This is a genomic window from Mycobacteriales bacterium, from assembly GCA_035504215.1.
Lineage (GTDB): Bacteria > Actinomycetota > Actinomycetes > JAFAQI01 > JAFAQI01 > DATAUK01.
This window is the reverse complement of record DATJSI010000138.1, coordinates 12,968-35,067: the sequence shown is the minus strand read 5'-3', so window position 1 is coordinate 35,067 and position 22,100 is coordinate 12,968. Positions and strand designations below refer to the sequence as shown.

21 protein-coding genes are annotated in these 22,100 nt (G+C 70.9%); 14 read left to right on the top strand and 7 right to left on the bottom strand.

The annotated features are described in order from the left end of the window. The 3 genes from VME70_16120 to VME70_16110 form a co-directional block, all read right to left on the bottom strand. Nucleotides 1-1,100 (bottom strand): FAD-binding protein (locus VME70_16120; GenBank protein HTW21723.1); only part of this gene is annotated, 1,100 nt, incomplete at its 3' end. Nucleotides 1,101-1,165: 65 nt separating this feature from the next. Further along, nucleotides 1,166-2,764 carry a malate synthase A gene (gene aceB / locus VME70_16115; protein HTW21722.1) on the bottom strand — a complete coding sequence of 533 codons (1,599 nt, stop codon included), beginning with the start codon at nucleotides 2,762-2,764 and terminating at the stop codon, nucleotides 1,166-1,168. Further along, a complete protein-coding gene (locus VME70_16110) occupies nucleotides 2,751-3,509 on the bottom strand; it encodes a hypothetical protein (GenBank protein ID HTW21721.1) in 759 nt (252 codons plus the stop codon). Before VME70_16110 ends, aceB begins: the two co-directional genes overlap by 14 nt. A gap of 3 nt (nucleotides 3,510-3,512) precedes the next feature. Between VME70_16110 and VME70_16105 the strand changes: the two genes are divergently transcribed. The 9 genes from VME70_16105 to VME70_16065 all read left to right on the top strand — a co-directional run bounded on the left by VME70_16105 (nucleotide 3,513) and on the right by VME70_16065 (nucleotide 14,570). Further along, the gene (locus VME70_16105; protein HTW21720.1) at nucleotides 3,513-5,783 is read left to right on the top strand and encodes an HAD-IB family hydrolase; all 2,271 of its coding nucleotides are present in this window, start codon (nucleotides 3,513-3,515) and stop codon (nucleotides 5,781-5,783) included. After that, a complete protein-coding gene (locus VME70_16100; GenBank protein HTW21719.1) occupies nucleotides 5,780-6,961 on the top strand; it encodes an alcohol dehydrogenase catalytic domain-containing protein in 1,182 nt (393 codons plus the stop codon). The genes VME70_16105 and VME70_16100 overlap by 4 nt, the downstream gene beginning before the upstream one ends. After that, nucleotides 6,958-8,535, top strand: a complete 1,578-nt coding sequence (locus VME70_16095) for a lactate racemase domain-containing protein (protein HTW21718.1) — start codon at nucleotides 6,958-6,960, stop codon at nucleotides 8,533-8,535. Before VME70_16100 ends, VME70_16095 begins: the two co-directional genes overlap by 4 nt. Beyond that, nucleotides 8,532-9,461, top strand: coding sequence for a lysophospholipid acyltransferase family protein (locus VME70_16090; GenBank protein HTW21717.1), 930 nt, complete (start codon nucleotides 8,532-8,534; stop codon nucleotides 9,459-9,461). The genes VME70_16095 and VME70_16090 overlap by 4 nt, the downstream gene beginning before the upstream one ends. Beyond that, complete coding sequence (locus tag VME70_16085) at nucleotides 9,458-9,928, top strand: hypothetical protein (GenBank protein ID HTW21716.1); 471 nt, start codon at nucleotides 9,458-9,460, stop codon at nucleotides 9,926-9,928. The genes VME70_16090 and VME70_16085 overlap by 4 nt, the downstream gene beginning before the upstream one ends. Continuing rightward, entirely contained in the window at nucleotides 9,925-10,617 is a 693-nt protein-coding gene (locus VME70_16080; protein HTW21715.1) for a hypothetical protein, read from the top strand. The genes VME70_16085 and VME70_16080 overlap by 4 nt, the downstream gene beginning before the upstream one ends. After that, nucleotides 10,595-12,067 carry an NAD-dependent succinate-semialdehyde dehydrogenase gene (locus tag VME70_16075; protein ID HTW21714.1) on the top strand — a complete coding sequence of 491 codons (1,473 nt, stop codon included), beginning with the start codon at nucleotides 10,595-10,597 and terminating at the stop codon, nucleotides 12,065-12,067. The genes VME70_16080 and VME70_16075 overlap by 23 nt, the downstream gene beginning before the upstream one ends. A 128-nt stretch (nucleotides 12,068-12,195) precedes the next feature. Then, a complete protein-coding gene (locus VME70_16070; GenBank protein HTW21713.1) occupies nucleotides 12,196-13,242 on the top strand; it encodes a hypothetical protein in 1,047 nt (348 codons plus the stop codon). Nucleotides 13,243-13,259: 17 nt separating this feature from the next. After that, the gene (locus tag VME70_16065) at nucleotides 13,260-14,570 is read left to right on the top strand and encodes an RNA polymerase sigma factor (GenBank protein ID HTW21712.1); all 1,311 of its coding nucleotides are present in this window, start codon (nucleotides 13,260-13,262) and stop codon (nucleotides 14,568-14,570) included. A 68-nt stretch (nucleotides 14,571-14,638) separates the two neighbouring features. On the opposite strand, the gene VME70_16060 is transcribed toward VME70_16065, so the two are convergent. The 3 genes from VME70_16060 to VME70_16050 all read right to left on the bottom strand — a co-directional run bounded on the left by VME70_16060 (nucleotide 14,639) and on the right by VME70_16050 (nucleotide 17,190). Then, entirely contained in the window at nucleotides 14,639-15,760 is a 1,122-nt protein-coding gene (locus VME70_16060) for a hypothetical protein (protein ID HTW21711.1), read from the bottom strand. After that, nucleotides 15,757-16,359, bottom strand: coding sequence for a SigE family RNA polymerase sigma factor (locus VME70_16055; protein HTW21710.1), 603 nt, complete (start codon nucleotides 16,357-16,359; stop codon nucleotides 15,757-15,759). The genes VME70_16060 and VME70_16055 overlap by 4 nt, the downstream gene beginning before the upstream one ends. A gap of 75 nt (nucleotides 16,360-16,434) precedes the next feature. Next, on the bottom strand, nucleotides 16,435-17,190 hold the full coding sequence (locus tag VME70_16050; GenBank protein HTW21709.1) for a sulfite exporter TauE/SafE family protein: 756 nt from the start codon (nucleotides 17,188-17,190) through the stop codon (nucleotides 16,435-16,437). Nucleotides 17,191-17,214: 24 nt separating this feature from the next. Between VME70_16050 and VME70_16045 the strand changes: the two genes are divergently transcribed. The 5 genes from VME70_16045 (at nucleotide 17,215) to VME70_16025 (ending at nucleotide 21,231) form a co-directional block, all read left to right on the top strand. After that, complete coding sequence (locus tag VME70_16045; GenBank protein ID HTW21708.1) at nucleotides 17,215-17,994, top strand: thioesterase family protein; 780 nt, start codon at nucleotides 17,215-17,217, stop codon at nucleotides 17,992-17,994. 72 nt (nucleotides 17,995-18,066) lie between these two features. Further along, complete coding sequence (locus VME70_16040; GenBank protein ID HTW21707.1) at nucleotides 18,067-18,801, top strand: EAL domain-containing protein; 735 nt, start codon at nucleotides 18,067-18,069, stop codon at nucleotides 18,799-18,801. 275 nt (nucleotides 18,802-19,076) lie between these two features. After that, nucleotides 19,077-20,276 carry an RNA polymerase sigma factor gene (locus VME70_16035; GenBank protein HTW21706.1) on the top strand — a complete coding sequence of 400 codons (1,200 nt, stop codon included), beginning with the start codon at nucleotides 19,077-19,079 and terminating at the stop codon, nucleotides 20,274-20,276. A 198-nt stretch (nucleotides 20,277-20,474) separates the two neighbouring features. After that, complete coding sequence (locus tag VME70_16030) at nucleotides 20,475-20,702, top strand: hypothetical protein (protein HTW21705.1); 228 nt, start codon at nucleotides 20,475-20,477, stop codon at nucleotides 20,700-20,702. Nucleotides 20,703-20,814: 112 nt separating this feature from the next. Then, nucleotides 20,815-21,231, top strand: coding sequence for a PaaI family thioesterase (locus VME70_16025; GenBank protein HTW21704.1), 417 nt, complete (start codon nucleotides 20,815-20,817; stop codon nucleotides 21,229-21,231). Here VME70_16025 and ygiD read toward each other — a convergent pair. Next, the gene (gene ygiD / locus VME70_16020; protein ID HTW21703.1) at nucleotides 21,228-22,079 is read right to left on the bottom strand and encodes a 4,5-DOPA dioxygenase extradiol; all 852 of its coding nucleotides are present in this window, start codon (nucleotides 22,077-22,079) and stop codon (nucleotides 21,228-21,230) included. The genes VME70_16025 and ygiD overlap by 4 nt on opposite strands. Nucleotides 22,080-22,100: the final 21 nt, after the last annotated feature.

Genomic DNA, 22,100 nt, shown 5'->3' with positions numbered 1-22,100 from the left:
GTGTCGTCGAACAGCACGAGCGGGTGCAGGTTGCCGTCACCGGCGTGAAAGACGTTCGCGACCCGGATGCCTGCCGCTGCCGCGAGCGACTCGATCGCGAGCAGCACCTCCGGCAGCGCGGTACGAGGGATCACGCCGTCCTGGACGATGTAGTCCGGGCTGATCCGACCGACCGCCGCGAACGCCGACTTGCGGCCCCTCCAGATCAATGCGCGCTCGACGTCGTCGCGGGCCACCCGGATCTCGAAGGCTCCCGCCGTCGTGGAGAACCGCTGCACCTCGGCGAGCTGCGCATCGACCTCGCACGCCGGCCCGTCCAGCTCGGCCACCATGACTGCTCCCGCCGCGGCCGGATAGTTCGGGTGCACGGCAGCCTCGGCGGCTTCGATCGCAAGCGCGTCCATCAGCTCGATCGCGGCCGGGAGCACTCCGGCGGCGATGATCGCGCTGACGGCGGCCCCGGCGTCCTCGATGGTGCGGAAGCCGGCCAGCACGGTCTGCACCGCCTGCGGCTTGCGCAGCAACCGGACGGTCGCCTCCGTGACGACGCACAGCGTGCCCTCGCTGCCGACGACGGCACCGCCGACGTCGTACCCCACCGGGTCGGGCGCGCGGCCGCCGACTCGCTCGATCGAGCCGTCGGGCAGCACCAGCTCGAGCGCGGTGACGTGGTGTGCGGTGAAGCCGTACTTCAGACAGTGCGCTCCGCCGGAGTTCTCCGCGACGTTGCCGCCGAGCGAGCAGACCTGCTGGCTCGAGGGATCCGGTGCGTAGTAGAAGCCGTCGGCCGCGACCGCCTTGGTGAGGTCCGCATTGATCACTCCGGGTTGCACGACGGCTCGCTCGTCGTCGAGGTCGACGTCCACGATCCGGCGCATTCGCGACAGGACGATCAGTACGCCGTCACTGCGCGGCAGCGCGCCACCCGACAGGCCGGTGCCCGAACCGCGGGCGACGAACGGGACGCCGGCGGCCGCGCAGCGCCCCACGACGTACGCGACGTCCTCCGCTGACTCAGCGAGGATGACCAGTCCCGGGATGCAGCGGTAGGAGGCCAGACCGTCCGACTCATACGTACGGAGCTCGGCATGATCAGTCACGACCTGCGCCGCTCCGAACCGGCGGACGCAGTCCGCAGCGAGAGTGTCGAGCGCGCCCAACCCGTCTACAACCGGTCGTAGGCCGGAAGGGTCAGGAAGTCGAAAAAGTCGTCGGACAGGGCAACCTGCTCGAAGATCTCTCGCGCCTCGTCCCACCGACCGGCGGAGTAGGCCTCGTCGCCCACCTCACGGCGAACCTCGGCCATCACGTCGTCCGCGACCGACCGCACGAGCGCCGCGCTCACCTGCTCACCGGTGTCGGCGAGGGTCGCGTCGTTGTGGATCCACTGCCAGATCTGGGACCGCGATATCTCGGCGGTCGCCGCGTCCTCCATCAGGTTGTGGATCGCCGCCGCCCCGTTGCCGCGCAGCCACGACTCGATGTACCGGATCCCGACATCGACGTTCGTGCGCAGGCCGACGCTGGTCTTCTCACCGGGCGTCAGAGCGACCGCGAGCAGGTCGTCGGCGGTGACGTGCACGTCCGGTCGCAGCTTGTCGATCTGGTTCGGCCGGTCGCCGAGGACCGCGTCGAACTCGGCGAGCGCCGTCGGCACGAGGTCGGGATGCGCTACCCAGGTCCCGTCGAAGCCCGCGGCCGCCTCGCGCTCCTTGTCCGCCTTCACCCGCTCGAGCGCCACCCGGTTCACCTCCGGGTCTTTGCGGCTCGGGATGAACGCCGCCATTCCGCCCATCGCGAACGCACCGCGCTTGTGGCAGGTCTGCACCAACAACTCGGTGTACGCGCGCATGAACGGCACCGTCATGGTCACGCTGTTGCGGTCCGGGAGCAGGAACTCCTTGCCGCGGTCGCGAAAGGTCTTGATCATCGAGAACATGTAGTCCCAGCGGCCGGCGTTCAGGCCGTAGGAGTGCTCGCGCAGCTCGTAGAGGATCTCATCCATCTCGAACGCCGCGGGGATCGTCTCGATCAGCACGGTCGCGCGGATCGTCCCGCGGGCGACACCGAGCGCATCCTGCGCGTGGTTGAAGACGTCGTTCCACAGCCGCGCCTCGAGATGCGACTCCATCTTCGGGAGGTAGAAGTACGGCCGCGTCCCCTTGGCCTGCAGCCGCAGCACGTTGTGGAAGAAGAACAGCCCGAAGTCGAACAAGCCGCCGCTCACCGGTTCGCCGTCGACGAGCAGGTGCTTCTCGGGCAGGTGCCAGCCGCGCGGACGTGGCATCAGCGCGGCGACAGTGGGGTTCAGCGCGTAGCTCTTGCCCTCCGGCGACACGAAGTCGATCCGGCGCTCGATCGCGTCGATCAGGTTCAGCTGCCCCTGCACCTTGTTGTGCCAGGTGGGGGTGCTCGCGTCCTCGAAGTCCGCCATGAAGACCTTCGCACCGGAGTTGAGCGCGTTGACCAGCATCTTCTTCTCGGTCGGACCGGTGATCTCCACGCGCCGGTCGAGCAGGTCCGCGGGCGGCGCAACCTGCCAGCCGGAGTCTTCGCGGACGTCCTTCGTCTCGTCGAGGAAGTCCAGCCGTCCGGTCGCCGCAGCCTGCGCCCGGCGCTCTCGCCGGCGGGCGAGCAGCTCGGTACGACGGGCGCCGAACGCCCGCTGGAGGTCCGCGACGAAGTCGAGCGCCGACGGCGTCAGGATCTCGTCGAACCGGTCCTCGAGCGGACCGGTCACCTGCGCAGCGTCAGTGCTTGCCATTCGTCTCCATCTCCGCGCGAGCCCGCCGGGCCCGGCGCCGTCGGCGCCGAACCACCAACACCATCACAGTCGCGGCCAGGCCGAGCAGCCTCGGGGTCAGCCAGGACGGCCGCGATGTCCACCGGTCCGCGCCAGGGACGGCCGCGGTCAACGCCGGCCGGGGCGCCGCCGGCTCGTCGGGAGAGGTGATCGCCGGCCTCGCCGCGCGGGTCGCCGGCTCCGCCGTGCCGGTCGCCGGGGCCGGCGCGGCAACCGAGTGCTCGGCGCCCGATCCGGCGAACCCGTCCGCGAGGCGGCCGAGCACCCGGGACCAGCCGGTCGCGTCCGCCCGCTCGCCGCGGCCGGTGACCGCGATGTCGCCACCGACCTCAACCGTGCAGCCGGTGCCCGCCTGGGCCGCCGTCACGGTCAAGGTGGCCGCCAGCAGCCCGTCGCCGCGGGCCTCCTTGCCCTCGACCGTGATGACCGTCGAGCGAGTGCCGCCGTCGACCGCCGTGGCCCGGCCGGTCGCGCGGGCCGTCACGCGGTAGGTCACCTGGGTCGAACCGAGGGTGCACCTGACCGAGCCGCTGGCCGTGTCGCCCGCGCGGGCGAGGGTCGCGCCCGGCAGCGCCGAGAGCGCCTGGTCGAGCGCTTCGCCGATCGGCCAGACCCGATCCACCGGCTCGGCGTACGTCGCGCTGTAGGAACACCGCATCAGGGCATTCTGCTCGATCCGGCCCGACCGGGCGTGATTGACTGCCATGCCATGACCGCCCGGCCGATCGCCGAGGTGCTTGCCGGCCAGCGAGTTCTGGTCACCGGATCCACCGGCTTCGTCGGCGAGGCCTTGCTCGAGCGCCTGCTGCACGACCTGCCGGAGACGCCGGTCGTGCTGCTGGTGCGGGCCCGTGGGCTGCTCGGTGCCACCGATCGGGTCCGCCACGTGCTGAACGGACCCGCCTTCGAGCGGCTGCGCGAGGCGCGCGGCACGGACCTCTCCGAGCTGGTCGACAACGGTCACATCACCGTGCTCGAAGGCGACCTCGACGCGGTGCCCAACCTGCCCGACGACCTCGACATCGTCATCCACTGCGCCGGCGAGGTGTCGTTCGATCCGGCGATCGACGAGGGTTTCGCGACCAATGTGCATGGCTCGCTGAACCTGCTCGCCGCGATCGACGAGAGCGGGAGCCGGCCGCATTACGTGCATGTGTCCACGGCGTACGTCGCGGGCCGGCAGCAAGGTCACGTGCGGGAGGGCCGGCTCGACCACACGGTCGACTGGCGCAGCGAGGCAGCGGTGGCGGCCCAGCTTCGTGAGCGCGCCGAGATGGACAGCCGGTCCGCGGAGCAGCTGGCGATCTTCACGGCAGAGGCGGACGCCGACCACTCGACGCTGGGCGCGCTGTCCGTGTCGGCCGAAGCCGAACGCCGCCGCCGCGAGTGGGTCACGAAGAAGCTGGTCGACGCCGGGCGCGAACGCGGCCGCAGCCTCGGTTGGACGGACTGCTACACGTTCACGAAGGCGATGGCCGAGCGCGCGGTGGAGGAGACGGCGTCCGACCTTCCGGTCACGATCCTGCGGCCCAGCATCATCGAGAGCGCGCTGCTCCAGCCCTACCCGGGCTGGATCGAGGGCTTCAAGATGGCCGAGCCGATCATCCTGGCCTTCGGCCGCGGCGACCTGCCGGAGTTCCCCGGCATCCCCGACGGTGTCATCGACATCATCCCGGTCGACCTGGTCGTCAACGCGACCCTCGCCGCCGCGGCCCGCCGGCCCGAGCCGGGCACGCCGGAGTACTACACGATCTGTTCGGGCGCCAGGAACCCGCTGAGCTTCCACCGGCTCTACGAGCTGGTATCGACGTACTTCAGCGAGCACCCGATGGTGCAACGCGACCGCGGCGAGGTCCGGGTGCCCCGCTGGCAGTGGCCGGGTTCCGAACGGGTCGACCAGCTGATCCGGCTCGGCGACCGCGCACACCGCACCGCGGACAAGGTCGTGACGTCACTGCCGCGCTCGGCGCGCACCCGCGACTGGGCTCGGACCCTTGACCGGCAGCGCGGCCGCTTGGACTTCCTTCGGCGCTACTTCGACCTCTACCGTCCGTACGCCGACGCCGAGCTGCACTTCTCGGACCGCTCGACGCTCGCCCTGCACGAGGCCCTGCATCCGGACGACGTCGAGGCCTTCGGCTTCGACGCGATGGCCATCGACTGGCGGCACTACATCAACGAGGTCCACGTCCCCGCGGTCGTCGGCCCGCTCAACGCACTCACCGCGCTGCGGGGGAAGCGGACCGATCCCACGCGTTCGGTGAGCGGCGCCAGCCCGGACACGGTCGTCGTGTTCGACATGGACGGCACGCTGCTCGCGAGCAACGTCGTCGAGTCCTACCTCTGGCTGCGGCTGCCCGAGCTCGCGCTTGCGGCGAAGGCCCGCGAGGTCACCGAGGTGGCGCGCGCGCTGCCGCGCTGGCTGATGACGCAGCGCCGCGACCGGTCGTCGTTCCTTCGCATGGTCTACCGCCGGTATGAAGGCGCGTCGATCCGCGAGCTGGAGCGCATCGTCGACGACGAGATCGCGCCGATGATGCTCACGCGGCTGTCTCCTCAAGCAGTCCGTGCGATCCGCGAGCACCGCCAGGCGGGGCACTACCTGCTTCTCGTCACGGGAGCCGTGCGCCCGCTCACCCGCCCGATCGCGGCGCTGTTCGACGAGGTCATGGCGGCCGACCTCTCGACCGACCAGTTCGGCCGCTGCACGGGCCACCTCGACCGGCCGCCGCTGGTCGGCGAGTCCCGCGCCGCCTGGGTACGCCATCGTGCGGCGGAGGCGGGCTGGGACCTCGACAACAGCTACGCGTACGCCGACTCCGCGAGCGACCTTCCGCTGCTGCGCGCGGTGGGCCGGCCGGTCGCGATCGACCCCGACGTGATCCTGTTCCGGGTCGCACGCAAGGAGCGCTGGCCGATCGAGATCTGGCACGGCGGCCGCACGTCGTCGACCGCACCGACCGTGGCGGCGGTTCCGTGATCTCCGCGCTCGAGGTCTACCGGTCGCTGCCGCGCTACGTCGCGGCCAGGGCGGTCGGGCCGAAGCTGCCCGGCCTGCTTGCGGGCCCGCTCGCTCCGCTTCGCCTGGTCCATCGGGACGGGCCGCGGGCGCGCACCGACGGTTGGGTCCGGGTCCGCCCGCGACTGTCCGGGATCTGCGGGAGCGACCTCGCCACACTCTCCGGTCACACGTCGCTGTACTTCAGCCCGCTGGTGTCCCTGCCGTTCGTGCCCGGCCACGAGATCATCGGCGAGACCCGCGATGACGCCCCCGGCATCCCGGCCGGGACCCGCGTGGTCCTCGACCCTGTGCTCGGCTGCCGGGCGCGCGGGCTCGAGCCGTGCGACTCCTGCCGGGTCGGGCAGACCAACCGCTGCGACCGTGTCACCGTCGGTCACCTTTCCCCCGGGCTGCAGACCGGCTACTGCGCCGACACCGGCGGCGGGTGGAGCGGCGAGCTGGTCGCGCACGTCTCGCAGCTGCATCCGGTCCCGGACGACCTGCCGGACAACCGGGCCGTGCTGATCGAGCCGCTGGCCTGCGCGGTGCACATCGCCCGGCGTGCCGATCTCGGTGACGGCGGCTCGGCGCTGATCGTTGGGGCGGGCGCGGTCGGCCTGTTCACCGCGCTCGCGCTCCGCGAGCTCACGCCTGCCGGCCAGGTGACGATCGTCGCCAAGCACCGTCGGCAGGCAGAGCTGGCCAGGCTGTTCGGCGCGAGCGACGTCGTATCGCCGTCCGACGTCGCGACCGCCGTACGCCGGTCCACCCGCGCACTGCGACTAGAGCCGGAACGCGGGCCGGCGTACCTGCTCGGAGGGGTCGATGTGGCGATCGACGCGGTCGGGTCGCGCGGGTCGGTCGACACCGCGCTGCGCAACGTGCGAGCCGGCGGGCTCGTCGTGCTCGCCGGGGTGCCCGGCGACGGCATCGACCTGACGCCGGCCTGGTTCCGCGAGCTCGACGTGACCGGTGCGTACGCGAGCGCGGGCGACGCGTTCGATGTCGCGACGCGCCTGGCGGCGACTGCGCCGCTCGACGACCTCGTCGGAGTCGCCTATCCACTCGGCCGGTGGCGCGAAGCGCTCGATCATGCGCATGATGCGGGTCGGTTGGGAACATTGAAGGTGGCGTTCGATCTCAGGAGTGCGTCATGAGCCGCCCCGGATTCGTCCTCACGGTCGATGAGCGGACCCCGCCGATGCTGCTGCACTCCGGCGAGTCGTTCCGGCTGCAGCAGTTCCCGCTCGGGACCCGCGTGATCTACCCGCCGGAGTCGCTGCCCGGCGTGCCGGACGTCGACGAGGCGATCGAGGCCGCACTGCTCAACCCGGTCGACAGCGAGCCGCTGCCGGCGCTGCTGCACGCCGGGATGAAGCTGACGATCGCGTTCGACGACCTGTCCCTCCCACTCCCGCCGATGCGCAAGCCGGATGTCCGCCAGCGCATCCTCGAACGCGTCCTCCAGTACGCCGCGGACGCCGGGGTCGACGACGTCGAGCTGATCATCGCCACCGCGTTGCATCGCCGGATGACCGCGGACGAGGTCAAGGCCGCGGTCGGCGAGCGGGTGTTCCGGTCGTTCTGGCCGGACCAGCTCTACAACTTCGACGCGGAGGACCACGCCAACCTTGCGCACCTCGGCAAGACCGATCGCGACGAGGACGTCGAGATCTCGAAGCGGGCTGCGGAGTCGGACCTGTTGGTCTACGTGAACATCAACCTGGTCGCGATGGACGGCGGCTGGAAGTCGACGGCCGTCGGTCTGGCGTCGTACAACTCGCTGCGTCACCACCACAACGCGCACACGATGGTGCACTCGCGCTCCTTCATGGACCCGCGGCACTCGGAGCTGCACTCGAGCGCATGGCGGATGGGTCGCGTGCTGTCGGAGCACGTGAAGGTCTTCCAGATCGAGACGACGCTGAACAACGACGCGTTCCCGTCGCAGTACGGCTTCCTCACCAAGCGCGAGTGGGAGTGGTCGATCCGCGACCAAGCGGTCTTCCTCGGCACCAAGCGAGGACTCGACCTGATGCCGGCGAAGACGCGCCGGCGGCTGTTCCAGCAGATGGAGGCGCCGTACGCCGTCACCGGCGTCAGCGCGGGCGCCGTCGAGCCGGTGCACGAACAGACCCTCGAACGCGTGCACCGCCAGCAGCTGGTCGAGGTCAACGGGCAGACCGACATCCTCGTGATGGGCCTGCCGTATCTGTGCCCCTACAACGTCAACAGCGTCATGAACCCGATCCTCGCGGCCTGCCTCGGCCGCGGCTACCTGTTCAACATGTACCGCGGGAAGCCGCTCGTCCGCGAGGGTGGGGTGTTGATCCTTCATCACCCGGTGCCGTGGGAGTTCTCGACGCTGCACCATCCGTCGTACGTCGACTTCTTCGACGAGGTACTCGCGGAGAGCACGGACCCGAAGGTGATCGGGCCGAAGTTTGAGCAGCAGTACGCGACCGATCCCTGGTACACGCACCTCTACCGGACGTCGCACGCCTACCACGGTGTGCACCCGTTCTACATGTGGTACTGGTGCGCGCACGCGCTCGAGCATCTCGGCCAGGTCATCTGGGTCGGCGGCGACCGCCGCGCGGTTGCGCGGATGGGAATGCGCTCCGCATCGACGTTCGCCGACGCGCTCGAACTGGCGCGCGACACGGTCGGGTCGAGCCCGACGATCACCTATCAGCACGCGCCGCCGCACATCCTGTCGGACGTGAGATGACGAGGACGCGCCAGCGCGGACAAGGGCTGGCCGCCGACATCGCGGTCATGTCGCGAGGCTGGCGGTGGACCCGGCGGTCGCTGCCGCCTCGGTCGGCCGAGCCGCACCACACCTTCCCGGAGCCGAGAGAGTTCCCGACCGAGTGGGCCCGCTCGCGTCCGGCGCGGGTGGCCCGTGAGGTGATCCTGCGCGGCGGCCTCGGTCCGCTGGTGCGTCACGAGACCACGGTCGAGATCGAAGGACTGGACGTCTTTGACGGCCTCGACGGCCCGGTGATCATCGTCGCCAACCATGCATCGCACCTGGACACGGCGCTCCTGCTCACCACGCTGCCGGTGAAGTGGCAGCGCAAGGTGACGGTCGGCGCCGCGGCGGACTACTTCTTCGATGCCTGGTGGCGGGCGATCGGGTCCGCACTCGCGTTCGCGACCTTCCCGATCGAGCGGCACGGCACCGGCCTGTCGGACACGCCGACCGCGCTGATCGAGCAGGGCTGGTCGATCGTGATGTTTCCCGAGGGCACCCGGTCACCGGATGGCTGGACCCGTCGCTTCCGCCCCGGTGCCGCCGCGCTCGCGCGGACCCACGGCATCCCGATCGTGCCGGTGGCGATCATCGGCTCGTTCGCCGCGATGCCCCGTGGCCGGAACTGGCCCAAGCCCGGCCGCCCTCCGGTGCACGTCCGCTACGGCCGCCCGGTGCGACCCCTGCCCGACGAGAACACGCTCGCGCTCAACGGACGGGTGTCCGCTGCGCTGGCCGCCCTGCTGGACGAGGACTCGTCCGACTGGTACTCGGCAGCACGCCGGGCCGCTACCACCGAGACGCCGGCCTCGTCCGGCCCCGAGGTCGCGAACTGGCGGCGGGTCTGGGCCTCGACCGCCGGGCCGGCCGCCCGGTCGGCGAAGGCCAAGGCCTGGCGATGACCGGCGACGCGGACGGATCGCCGGTCGACCACCGCAAGCTCGCAGCGGGCTACTTCAACGCGGCCTGGCATCTGATCGACGAGCCGTCGCGATCCGATGCGGAGGATCGCGACATGCTCTCGCTCGCATTCGCCTCCCGGCAGCACTGGATCGAGGCCGGTGGCACCGACGAGAACCTCGCCGTTTCCGACTGGCAGGTCGCCCACGCGGCCAGCCTGGCCGGCTTCCCCGATGTGGCACTCCGTTTCGCCCGCGCGGCCGCGGCTCGGGCCGAAGCTGCCGACCTGCCCACGTGGATGAAGGCCTCGGCGCATGAAGGGCTCGCCCGCGCACACGCATGCGGCGGCGACCGGGCCAACTACGAGTACGAGGCCGACCTCACCCGCCAGCTGCTGGAGAAGGTCACCGACGGCGAGGACCGGAGCCTGGTCGAGTCGCAGCTCGCCAGCATCCCGATCCCGGGGTGACCGACGGTCCGGTCGTCCTCGACCGGGTGACGACGCCTCGAGGCGAGCTGGTCCTGCGGCGTGCCGGCGAGCACTTCGAGGTGATCAGCAACGGCACATTCCTGATGGACACCCGGGACGGGCGCTCGGAGCGCCTGCTGGTCCGGGCCGCGTTGGACCGCCATCCGGCGCCGCGGGACCTGCTCATCGGCGGCCTCGGCGTCGGGTTCTCCCTGCAAGCGGCCGTTGCTGATCTGCGCCTCCGCCGGATCGGGGTGGTCGAGGTCGAGGCCACGGTCGCGGACTGGCACCGTACCCATCTCGCGGCCGTCTCGAGCGGAGCGCTCGACGACCCGAGGGTCCAGGTCGTGATCGCCGATCTCGGCTCCTGGCTCGCGTCGACGACGGCGGCGTATGACGTGATCTGCCTCGACGTCGACAACGGGCCGGGCTGGACGGTGACCGACGGCAACGCGGCCCTCTACGGCGAGTCCGGCATAGCGCTGCTCGTGAGCCGGCTCCGCCCGGGCGGCGTACTCGCGGTCTGGAGCGCAGCCGCGGTCCCGGCGTACGAGCGGCTCCTGAGCCGGCATTTCGATCTGGTGTCGTCGCACGCGATCATGGTGGCCAGAGGCGAGCCGGACGTCGTGGTGGTTGCGAGCGGCCCGCGTGGTGTACGACAGAGGGATGGGAACCGTGACCGCAGCTGACGAGAAGCGCGTCCTTGACGCCGCGCCGCACCAACTGTTCATCGGAGGCGAATGGCGCGACAGCTCGAACGGCAAGACGCTCGACGTCGAGGACCCGAGCACAGCAGAGACGCTGTGCGCGGTCGCGGACGGCACGCCCGAAGACGCCGTCGCCGCTCTTGACGCCGCCTGCGCAGCGCAGGCGTCCTGGGCCGCCACTCCGCCGCGGGACCGCGGCGAGATCCTCCGCCGCACCTTCGAGGTCATGAACGAGCGGGCTGACGACCTCGCGCTGCTGATGACGCTGGAGATGGGCAAGCCGATCGCCGAGTCGAAGTCGGAGATCGTCTACGCCGCGGAGTTCCTGCGCTGGTTCTCCGAACAGGCGGTGCGGATCGACGGGCGCTATGCCGTCAACCCCAACGGTTCCGGCCGGCTGCTGACGATGAAGGCGCCGATCGGCCCGTGCCTGCTGATCACGCCGTGGAACTTCCCCGCCGCGATGGGCACCCGCAAGATCGGGCCCGCGGTCGCGGCCGGCTGCACGATGGTCGTCAAGCCGGCGCAGCAAACCCCGCTGTCGATGCTCGCGCTCGCCTCGATCATGCAGGAGGTCGGCCTGCCCGACGGCGTCCTGAACGTCATCACGTCGCACAGTGCTGCTGCCGTCACCGGCCCGTTGTTCGACGATCCGCGCCTGCGGAAGATGTCGTTCACGGGTTCCACGCCGATCGGCAAGATGCTGATGGAGCAGGCCTCGAAGCGGCTGATCAAGTGCTCGATGGAGCTCGGCGGCAATGCGCCGTACATCGTGTTCGACGATGCGAACCTCGACGAGGCGGTCGACCAGGCACTGATCGCGAAGATGCGCAACGGCGGCGAGTCGTGCGTGGCGGCCAACCGGTTCCTCGTCCACGAGGCCGTGGCCACCGAGTTCGCCGCGCGGCTGAGCGAGAAGCTCGGAGCGATGAAGGTCGGTCGCGGCACGGAAGAAGGCGTACAGCTCGGGCCGCTGATCGACGCCAAGCAACGCGACAAGGTCGCCGAGCTGGTCGACGACGCGGTCGGCAAGGGCGCCAAGGTCATGACCGGCGGCGAGACGGTCGGCGACCGCGGCTACTTCTACGCGCCGACCGTGCTGAGCGGCATCAACCCGGATGCCGACCTGCTCCGCGAGGAGATCTTCGGACCGGTCGCGCCGGTCGCGACGTTCTCGACCGAGGACGAGGTCATCGAGGCCGCGAACGCCACCGACTTCGGCCTGGTCGCCTACCTGTTCACCCGCGACATCAAGCGCGCCTTCCGGGTCAGCGAGGCGCTCGAGGTCGGCATGCTCGGTCTGAACCGCGGCCTGGTCAGCAACGCGGCCGCGCCGTTCGGCGGGGTCAAGGAGTCCGGCTTCGGGCGCGAGGGCGGGCTCGAGGGCATCGACGAGTACGTCACGACCAAGTACGTCGCGGTCGACTTGTAACCCCCGCCCCGAACGCTGCTGGCCTAGCCGTTTCAGCACACAACGCGCGCCGACCGGCGGCGGTTTGGCGCGCTCACACCCCGCCTGTCCGGTTTCCCGCCGGCGTTGTGTGCTGAAACGATCACCCCGTGACCGGTTGGCGCGACCGCGACCTCGGGGACGTGCTCGAGTCGGCGCCGCGGGGGGCGCCACGAGGTCGCCGCCGCGTCGTCGCGTCCGCACTCGGCGTGGCGCTGGCCGCCACGGCGGTTGCCGTCCCGCTCGCGCTCAGGGCGCACCACCACCACGACACAGCTGCCGTCCTGCGGCCGACGGGTGGGCGGGACCCGGCATCGTCGTACGACGTCGCGCCGGCGCCGATCCCCCCGGAGTCGATCCCGCCACCGCCACTGCCGGTCTGCCGCAGGGACCGGATCCGCACGACCGGGACGCTGCGGGCGACCCCGAATGGCGTTATCGGCGTGGTCACGGCGATCGGAGGGACCTGCCACTTCCCCATCACCATGACACCCCTGGCGCTCGTCTCGGACGGCCATGCGGTCGCGGCGATCCCGCTCGCCGGCGATCTCGATCAGGTCAATCCGGCGACCGACATCGCAGCGCCGGCGCTCGCGGTCGGGCGGGTGGCGCTCGGATTCTCGTGGACCGGGTCGTGGTGCGGGCCGGCCGTCGACGCGGTGCGGCTGCGTTACGGGCGCGGCACCCTCGACGTGCCGCTGCACGGGCCGCAGGCCGCGTGCCGCGGCCGGAGCGCATCCACTCTGGTCGCGGGAGCGATCGGCGACATCGGCGAGCCGGTGCAGTCGGCGCCCGCTGCGTGGCGCGCACTGCGCGTCACGTTGCGGGTGCGCCACAACAGCCCGGACGCAGAGCTCACCGGCCTGCGGGCGACGTTCACCAACTCTTCGCCCCGGCCGGTGGCGCTGCAACCGACCCCGACGTACCTGATCGGCGTTCACGACCGCCTCGGCGACGGCGCGACCGCAGAAGTGGTGCAACCGCTGCCGTTTCCGGCTCAGCGGCTGGTCGTCCCAGCGGGCGGGTCGTTGATCTTGCACCTGCCCGACACGTCGTACGCCGCGGACCGCCGCAACTTCCGCACCGGCTACCCGATCACGGTGACGTTCGCGATCGCCGGGGTCCCGGACGCCACCGCACAGACCGTTGTCCGATGACGATTTCAGCCCGCCGGATGGGCCATCGGATCGGTTCCGGTTGGCGGGCCGGGTACGCCGAAACCCGCGCTACTCTGGCTGCGAAGTCCGTGTCCCGGGAGAGGCCCTTAGTGAGCAGCGCACGCCAGGCCACCGCAGGCCCGTCGAAGGAGTCTGCACCCGCCAAGTCCGCTTCCCCACGCAGTCGCCGAAAGTCCTCGATGGCGGTCGTCGCCGACCCTGAGGGCGACGAGGCCGCCGCCGCTGCGAGCGCCCCGGAAGGCGAAACTTCCGAGCCGGCCGAGGGTGCCGAGCCGGCCCTCGGAGCGATCGCCGAGATCGACCCCGAGGCCGAGCCGCCGGCCAGCGAGCTGGTCGAGGACGAGGACGACGACGTCGAGCTCGCGGTCGAGGAGGACAACGCGGGCCCGTCGACCGATCTGGTCCGCGCCTACCTCAAGGAGATCGGCCGGGTCGCCCTGCTCAACGCCGAGCAGGAGGTCGAGCTCGCGAAGCGGATCGAGGCCGGCTTGTTCGCGGCCGAGCGGCTGCGCCAGGCCGACTGCGGCGAGCTTCGGATGTCGAAGACCACGCAGAAGGACTACATCTGGCTGACCGCCGACGGCCAGCGCGCGAAGGACCACCTGCTCGAGGCCAACCTGCGCCTCGTCGTGTCGGTAGCGAAGCGCTACACCGGGCGCGGGATGGCGTTCCTGGACCTGATCCAGGAGGGCAACCTCGGCCTGATCCGGGCGGTCGAGAAGTTCGACTACACCAAGGGCTACAAGTTCTCGACGTACGCGACCTGGTGGATCCGGCAGGCGATCACCCGGGCGATGGCCGACCAGGCCCGCACGATCCGCATCCCGGTCCACATGGTCGAGCAGATCAACAAGCTCACCCGGGTCCAGCGCCAGATGCTCCAGGACCTCGGCCGCGAGCCGACGGCGGAGGAGCTCGCGCGCGAGCTCGACATGACGCCGGACAAGGTGGTCGAGATCCAGGGCTACGCCCGCGAGCCGGTCTCGCTCGAGCAGAACGTCGGCGACGAGGGCGACAGCCAGCTCGGTGACTTCATCGAGGACGCGGACGCGCCGATCGCGGCAGAGGTCGTGTCGTTCGGGTTGCTGCAGCGCGAGCTCGACAGCGTGCTGAAGACGCTGCCGGAGCGCGAGGCCGCCGTCGTCGCGCTGCGGTTCGGCCTCACCGACGGCCAGCCGCGGACGCTGGACGAGATCGGCCGCGAGTTCGGGCTCACCCGCGAGCGGATCCGCCAGATCGAGGCGAAGACGCTGTCGAAGCTGCGCCACCCGAGCCGCTCACAGAAGCTGCGCGACTACCTCGAGTAGCCCGCACCAATGGCCCATCCGTGGGCCGATAGCCCCACCGATGGGCCATGCGTGCGGATCAGCAGGGCTCAGTGCTTGCTGATCCTCGGGTCGCTCGGGCTCGCCAGCTGCAGCGAGTCCGCCACCTGCTCGATCTCGGCGGCCGAGGCGTTGTCGATCGTCAGAGACACCTGGACGTCGGCTGCCTCCTGCCAGGTGAGTGACTGAACGCCGCCGCCTTGGCCGCCGTCGGGCGCGAGGATCGCGCGCTGGCCACGCACGGTCACAAACGTGAAGTCGACGTAGGAGCCGGCCGCGAGCTGGTCGATCCGGTTCGGAGTCTCGGTCACCGTCATCGAGGCCTCGTGGCCATCGGGATCGGTCCACTGCGAGAAGACGATGCCGGTCTGATCCGGACGCACGTCGGCCGCAGCCGGTTCGGTGCTCCAGCCCGACCCTGCGCCGTTGAGGGTCGCGGTGCCGGCCGCCGGGTCGAGCGCGAGGTGGTCGAGCAGCGCGACCGCCTGGTCCTGCGGCAGGTGGCGAACCTCGGCGTACCACTGTCCGCCGTCGGGTTCGGTCCAGAACGCGTCGGTGTGCCCGTTGCTCGTGATCGTGAACTCGCTGCCCGGCTCGCCCAGGATCGGCTCATGGCCGGTCTGACCCGTAAAGCCGATTGTGGGGCCGGCCCGACCGTCCTCGACCGCCGTCGGCGCGTTCGGTCCCTCGACCACCAGACCCTGGTGGTCCGTGTCTGCGCCCGCTCGGACCGCGGTCAGCGCCACGTGCGGCGACGGGCAGCTGGGCCGCTGGCTGCGAACGAACGCGTAGTCGATGGGCTGATTCGGAGGTAGCAGCAGCAGCTGCGGGTACGTCGATGCGAGCGCGTGCCCGGCTCGGTTGTGCGTAGCCGAGTAGCCGCTGTTGCACTGGCTGCCGACGGGCGGCGGCGAAGCGTAGAGATCCGACGCTGCGCGCGCCCGATGGTGACCCGCGACGCCGACGCTTTGGTCGGGAGCCCCACCGGCGCGAAGTGCGAGCCCGACCGGCGTGGCGGCCGCTCCCACGGCGACCACACCGGCAGCGACGTAGCTGCGGCGGCGTAGCAACCGGCGGCGGCCGCCGGCGCGGACCTTCGTCACCAAGTCGGGCGAAAGGTCGGGGTCGAGCGCGTGCAGCGCGGCGGACAGGTCTCGCTCGTCGACGGTCATCGGATGCTCCTCGTCAGGGTGAGGTTCGGCTCGGCGTCAGAGGCGTCGTCGAGCAAGTCGCGCAACCGCGCGAGTGCGCGGGCAGTCTGGCTCTTGACCGTCCCGGCTGTGCACCCGAGCACGGATGCGGTGTCGACCTCGGATAGGTCACAAAGGAAACGCAGAACGACGACCGCGCGCTGGCGGGCGGGCAGCGCGGCGACCGCGCGCGCCACGAGGTCGCGGCGGTCGTGGTCGTCGCTGCGATCCGGCACGGTCAGGTGCGCGGCCTCGGACAGCGCGATCTCGCGCCGCCGACCGCGACCTCGCCAGCGGTTCGTGGAGGCGTTGACCAGCGACCGCCGCGCGTAGGCAAGCGGCTCGTCGATCCGCGGCCAGGCGACGTACATCCGCTCGAGGACGTCCTGCAGAAGGTCCTCGGCCGCCGTACGATCGCCGGTCAAGGCCACCGCCATCCGCATCAATCCGGTGCCCGCGCCCAGCACGAACTGGTCGAAGTCCTCGCCACGGCTTTGCACACCAGTGATGACACCGCACCGGCCGCCGAGGTTGTCGCCGGCGCGCAAAACTCCGCCGACCCGCAGCCACCGGTGGCCCATGCGTGGCGCTATAGCCCCACCGATGGGCCATGCGTGGCCCTATAGCCCCACCGATGGGCCATGCGTGGCGCGGGGTCAGCCGGTCACCAGCAGGTCGATCGCGACCGCGGTGCCGACGACCGCGACCACGATCCGCAGCACTTTGGGCGGCAGCCGCCGGCCGACGACCGCGCCGATCTGGCCGCCGAAGGTCGAGCCCACGAACAACAGCCCGGCCACGTCCCAGGCAATCGTCGTACGCGCGATGAAGAACAGCGCGCCGACGGCGTTGATGGTGGCCGCGACCACGTTCTTCGCAGCATTGAGCCGTTGGACGTCGTCGTCGAGGGTGATGCCGAACAAGCCGAGCAGGACGACGCCCTGGGCGGCGCCGAAGTAGCCGCCGTAGATCGAGGTCAGGAACGTCCCGGTCTGCAGCAACGCTCCGGGGTGCTCGCGGATCGTGCCGCGCTCTGCCCGTCGACGCGCCACGGTCGGCTGGATCAGCACGAGCACGACGGCGAACAGGATCAGGATCGGTACGACGTGGCGGAACGCTGAGCCGGGAAGCGCCAGCAGCAGGCTGGCGCCGATGACGGTGCCGACGAGAACGGCCGGCAGCAGCACGAGGATCCGCCGGGTCTGCCCGGCCAGCTCACGGCGATAACCGACCGCTCCGCTCACCGAGCCCGAGATCAGCCCGACGGTGTTGCTGACGTTCGCGAGCACCGGGGCGTAGCCGAGGGCGAGCAGGGTCGGGAAGGTCAGCAGGGACCCGGCGCCGACGATCGTGTTGACGGTTCCGGCGGCCAGACCGATCCCCACGATGACGAGCGCATGCAGGGCGGTCACTGCCGCAGCGTAGGGTGCCGCCCCGTGGCATCCGCGTTCTACACCCCGACCGGCGACCCGGACCGTTTCGTCGCAACCGAGCACACCGCGGGTCCCTGGGACCCCGCGGCGCAACACGGCGGCCCGCCCTCGGCGCTGCTGGCCCGGGCGATCGAACGCGAGCCGTCCCAGCTGCCGAGCACCGTCGTACGCATGGTTGTCGACCTCCTCGGCCCGGTGCCGGTCGGCGAGGTGGCGGTGTCCAGCACGATCGAGCGCTCCGGTCGCAGCGTCGAGCTGGTTGCCGCCGAGCTGGTCGCCGGCGGCCGCCCTGCGGCGCGTGCTCGCGGCTGGCGGGTGCGTCGCGCCGAGCTCGAGCTTCCGGCCGCGGTCACCCCGCCGAGCGACGCCCCATCGATGCCTGCCGACGACACGTCGTTCGGTGGCGCGTGGTCGGGCGGGTTCCTGCACGCGATGCAGCTGCGGTTCCTGCGTGGTGGGTGGGACGACCTCGGTCCGGCGACCGTGTGGGCCCGCCAGCGGGTGCCGCTCGTCGACGGCGAAGAGCCGTCCGGCCTGCAACGGTTGATGGCGCTGGCCGACTGCGGCAACGGGGTCTCGAGCACCCTCCCGATCAGCGACTGGCTGTTCATCAACCCGGACCTGACGGTGCACCTCAGCCGCTACCCGGCCGGCGAGTGGCTCTGCATCGACGCTGCGACGACCGTGGATCCGGCCGGCTTCGGGGTGGCGGCCTCCACCCTGTACGACGCCTCCGGGCGGGTCGGCCACGGCACCCAGTCCCTGTACGTCGCGCCGCGCTGAGACCTAGATCACAGCTCGATTACCGCCGGATGGACGCTCAGGCGACCGATCCCCGGTGCCGACTTCCTACGTATGCCGCTCAGCGAGGAGTTGGAGCGCACGGTTCACACCCGTGAGCTCATTCAGGGGCTCCTCGCCCAGCCACGCCAGCTCGGCCCCGACTACCAGCCCATCCACCTGCTCACCGACGACACACTGGTCGGCTTCAAGGCGACCGGCCGCGGCGCGCCCGGCACCGAGCTCGGCGACACCCTGAGCCTGCTCGACGGCGCTCGCAGCCTCGGCTTCGTCGAGCGGATCGACTTCGCGTTCCGCGCGCTCGCGGTCGAGGACATGCTGGCCCACCCCGAGCTCGAGCTGCACCTCACCCCGGAGCCGGAAACCTACGGCGCCCCCTGCCCGCCGCGCTTCGCCGGCCTGATGGGCCGAGCGAACCGGGAGCTCTCGATCGCCGCCGAGATCCACGCGGAGGCCTTCGCCGACGGAGTCAAGCTCGACGCCGGCCTGGCGGAGATCAGGGAGTGGGGCTGGCAGGTCGTCCTCACCGATGTCGCCGATGACGACACGGCGCTGTCCCGCGCCCATGTCGTCCGTCCGGACGTCGTCCAGGTGGACCTCCGGTTGCCCGGCCGGGCCGCCCGCTCGGCTCCGGTGGCACGGCTGCTCAAGGTCGCGGACAGCTTCGGCGCCCGCGTCATGGCGCTCGGCGTCGACACCCCGACCGCGCGCGACGTCGCCGAGTCGCTGGGAGCAACGCTGGCGCGCGGCGCGCGCTACGGCGCGCCCGGACCGTTGCCGAACGGGTGATCAGCACGCCCCACGGCGGAATGAAAAGCGGACAATCCGGGTATCAGCCCAGTGGCCGACGCGCCACAGAGGCCCCCGAGGCTGACATCCAGGAACGGATGAGGCAGAATGATGGGTCGCACCGCGGAACAACCGGCGGTGCTCTCGACGTTGCACCGTCTGGGCCGGTCGCCACAGGTGGACCGCCACGCAGCATACGTAACGACGGAGCAGACGCAAAGGACCGCACGATCCGACCGCACAACCACCGCAGAGACCGAGGAACCCCGCACGCCATGAGCACCACCACCATCGCCCGCGCCGATGCCGACGTACTGCCCGCGCCGGTCGAGGATCTTCTCGACTCGGCCGCCGAGGCAGGTGCGTTGACCTTCGCCGAGGTACGCAGCGCGCTCGACGAGGCCGGAGTCGGCCCCGCCGAAGCCGAGCGTGTCATGACGCAGATCCGCCGGCGCGGCATCACGATCGGTGCCGACGCACCCGGAGCCGCTCCGACCGCCAGCCCGGCGGTCGTCGAAGAGGACGAGGTCGACGACACCTGGGACCACGAGGTCCCGACCACCGACCTGGTCCGGGTCTACCTGACCGACATCGGCCGGGTTGCCCTGCTCACCGCCGAGCAGGAGGTCGACCTGGCCCGCCGGATCGAGGCCGGCCTGTACGCCGCCGAGAAGCTGCGCCGGGCCGATGCGAAGGAGATCGCGAAGATCCCGGTGAAGCTGCGCCGCGACCTGACCGCGATCGCCGCCGACGGCGCCCGGGCCCGCAACCACCTGCTCGAGGCCAACCTGCGCCTCGTGGTGTCGCTGGCCAAGCGCTACCAGGGCAAGGGCCTGACCCTGCTGGACCTGATCCAGGAGGGCAACATCGGCCTGGTCCGTGCGGTCGAGAAGTTCGACTACACCAAGGGCTACAAGTTCTCGACGTACGCCACCTGGTGGATCCGCCAGGCGCTGCAGCGCGCGATCGCCGACCAGGGCCGCACGATCCGGGTGCCTGTCCACATGGTCGAGCAGATCAACAAGGCCCTGCGGGTCAAGCGGGACCTCGCGACCGAGTACGGCCGTGAGCCGACCTTCGGCGAGATCGGCGCGGTGCTCGAGATGACCGCCGAGCGGGTCGAGGAGATCCTCGGCTATGGCCGCGAGACGCTCTCGCTCGAGACCCCGGTCGGCGACGACGGTACGGCGACCTTCGGCGAGTTCATCGAGGACATGGACGCCCCGATCGCGGCCGACGTGGTCGACTTCGGGCTGCTGCAGGACCGGCTGCGCAGCGTGCTCGACACGCTGCCGGACCGCTCCGCGGTCGTGATGCGGATGCGCTTCGGCCTCGACGACGGCCGCTCCCGCACCCTCGACGAGGTCGGCAAGGCGCTCGGGCTGACCCGCGAGCGGATCCGCCAGATCGAGCGCGACACCCTGCGCGAGCTGCGCCGCAGCGACACTGCGGCGACGTTGAAGGCCTGGCTCTAAGACCCATCGAGACGGCGCCTCGGCGGTGCCCACCCCACCGGGTTGGCGCCGCTGAGGCGCCGTTTCGCATGTCGTTGCTCTGTGAAACGATGTACCCGGTTGCTGGCCTCGCCGGCGGCTAGCAACCGGCCGGCAGGCATCGATGCGTCTGGGCAGCGTCGCCCATGAGCACAACCCGATCCGATGAGGAGTGCGCCCATGACGACCACACCCGTTTCGCTGTTCGAGCGCGAGATGCGCAGCCAGATCGCGTCGGCCCGTGCGGCCGTCACCAGGGCCGCGGCGACCGGTGAGCAGGACCTGATCGACGCCGCACAGGACCACCTGGACGACCTGCTCGCGCTGGCCCGCCGCAACGGGCTCGAGCCCGAACATCTCGAGCCGGTCGACCTCACCGACCACGGCCCGGCCGTCGTACTCCCCTAGGCACCTAGGCACGCATGGCCCATGAGGGTCGCCGGGGCGACACGCATGGCCCACCGGTGTCGCCGGGGCGACACGCATGGGCCATCGGCACCGCACCGGGCACACTGAGCGAATGAGCGAGCCTGCGGTGTCCGCTGAACTGACTGCGCTGCGCGACCTGGTCCCCTTCGCCAGGCTGGTCGGGATCGAGATCACAGCGGCCGAGCCGCACGAAGTACGCGCGCGACTCGACTGGCACGAGAGTCGCTGCACAGAGGGCGGCGCCCTGCACGGCGGTGCGCTGATGGCCCTCGCGGACACGACCGGCGCGCTGTGCGCGTATCTCAACCTGCCCGAAGGTGCGGGGACGACCACGGTCGAGTCGAAGACGAACTTCCTGCGCGCAGTGCGCGAAGGGTACGTCGACGCGGTGGCCCGGCCACTGCACGTCGGGCGCACGGTGATCGTGGTCGAGACCGAGCTGTTCGACACCGATGGCCGGCTGGTCGCCAAGACGACCCAGACCCAGGCGGTCCTGACTCCGCGCTAGATGTTGGCCTCGTCGACCGGAACGCCGTCGGGCAGCGACATGCGCGACGTGCCGGTGACCGCGCCGCCGGCCACCGTCGGGTCGAGGTCGAGGGTGTACGCCGTCATCGAGAGCGAGCCGTAGGCGTAGCCGTCGACGAGGACGTCCGTGCCCTTGTTCGCCGCGCCGGCGAGACCGGCGAGGTAGAGCAGCGGCAGGAAGTGGTCCGGGGTGGGCGCCGCCAGCGCGAAGTCACGGTGCCCGTCCAGGGTCGCCACCGCGGCGGGGTCGGCAGACATCCGTGCCTTCGCCTCTTCATCGAAGCGTTGAGCCCAGTCATAGCCGTCCTCGGCCAGCCTCGGGTTCATCCCGCCGAGGTTGTGCACGACGTTGCCGCTGCCCATGATCAACACGCCGCGTTCGCGTAGCGGTGCGAGCTTCGCGCCGAGCTCGAGGTGGTAGTCGAGCCCCTTGTCGGCGTTGATCGACAGCTGCACGACCGGGATGTCGGCGTCGGGAAACGCATGGACCAGCACCGACCACGTGCCGTGGTCGATCCCCCACGAGTCGAGGTCCGCACCGATCCAGGTCGGCTCGACGATGTCGGCGACTTCCCTCGCCATCTCGGGCAGCCCGGGCGCGGGGTACTGCACGTCGAACAGCTCCTGCGGGAAACCGTAGAAGTCGTGGATCGTCCGGGGTCTCGGCATCGCGGTGACCGCGGTCGCGTTGATGTACCAGTGCGCGGAGACGACGAGGATCGCAGTCGGCGTCGGCACCGAATCGCCAAACGCGCGCCATGACTCGGTGTAGCGGTTGGTCTCGAGCGCGTTCATCGGGCTGCCGTGCCCGATGAACGCCGCCGGCATCAACGTCGCGCTCGCGTGATC

Bases quoted from the DNA above. Each gene is read 5' to 3' on its own strand.
- VME70_16060 (HTW21711.1), bottom strand. From the start codon at position 15,760: ATGACCGTCGACGAGCGAGACCTGTCCGCCGCGCTGCACGCGCTCGAC.
- VME70_16105 (HTW21720.1), top strand. From the start codon at position 3,513: ATGACCGCCCGGCCGATCGCCGAGGTGCTTGCCGGCCAGCGAGTTCTG.
- VME70_16030 (HTW21705.1), top strand. From the start codon at position 20,475: ATGACGACCACACCCGTTTCGCTGTTCGAGCGCGAGATGCGCAGCCAG.
- VME70_16035 (HTW21706.1), top strand. From the start codon at position 19,077: ATGAGCACCACCACCATCGCCCGCGCCGATGCCGACGTACTGCCCGCG.
- VME70_16025 (HTW21704.1), top strand. From the start codon at position 20,815: ATGAGCGAGCCTGCGGTGTCCGCTGAACTGACTGCGCTGCGCGACCTG.
- VME70_16085 (HTW21716.1), top strand. From the start codon at position 9,458: ATGACCGGCGACGCGGACGGATCGCCGGTCGACCACCGCAAGCTCGCA.
- VME70_16090 (HTW21717.1), top strand. From the start codon at position 8,532: ATGACGAGGACGCGCCAGCGCGGACAAGGGCTGGCCGCCGACATCGCG.
- VME70_16040 (HTW21707.1), top strand. From the start codon at position 18,067: ATGCCGCTCAGCGAGGAGTTGGAGCGCACGGTTCACACCCGTGAGCTC.
- aceB (HTW21722.1), bottom strand. From the start codon at position 2,764: ATGGCAAGCACTGACGCTGCGCAGGTGACCGGTCCGCTCGAGGACCGG.
- ygiD (HTW21703.1), bottom strand. From the start codon at position 22,079: ATGCCGGCGGCGTTCATCGGGCACGGCAGCCCGATGAACGCGCTCGAG.
- VME70_16055 (HTW21710.1), bottom strand. From the start codon at position 16,359: ATGGGCCACCGGTGGCTGCGGGTCGGCGGAGTTTTGCGCGCCGGCGAC.
- VME70_16065 (HTW21712.1), top strand. From the start codon at position 13,260: ATGGGCCATCGGATCGGTTCCGGTTGGCGGGCCGGGTACGCCGAAACC.
- VME70_16110 (HTW21721.1), bottom strand. From the start codon at position 3,509: ATGGCAGTCAATCACGCCCGGTCGGGCCGGATCGAGCAGAATGCCCTG.
- VME70_16095 (HTW21718.1), top strand. From the start codon at position 6,958: ATGAGCCGCCCCGGATTCGTCCTCACGGTCGATGAGCGGACCCCGCCG.
- VME70_16075 (HTW21714.1), top strand. From the start codon at position 10,595: ATGGGAACCGTGACCGCAGCTGACGAGAAGCGCGTCCTTGACGCCGCG.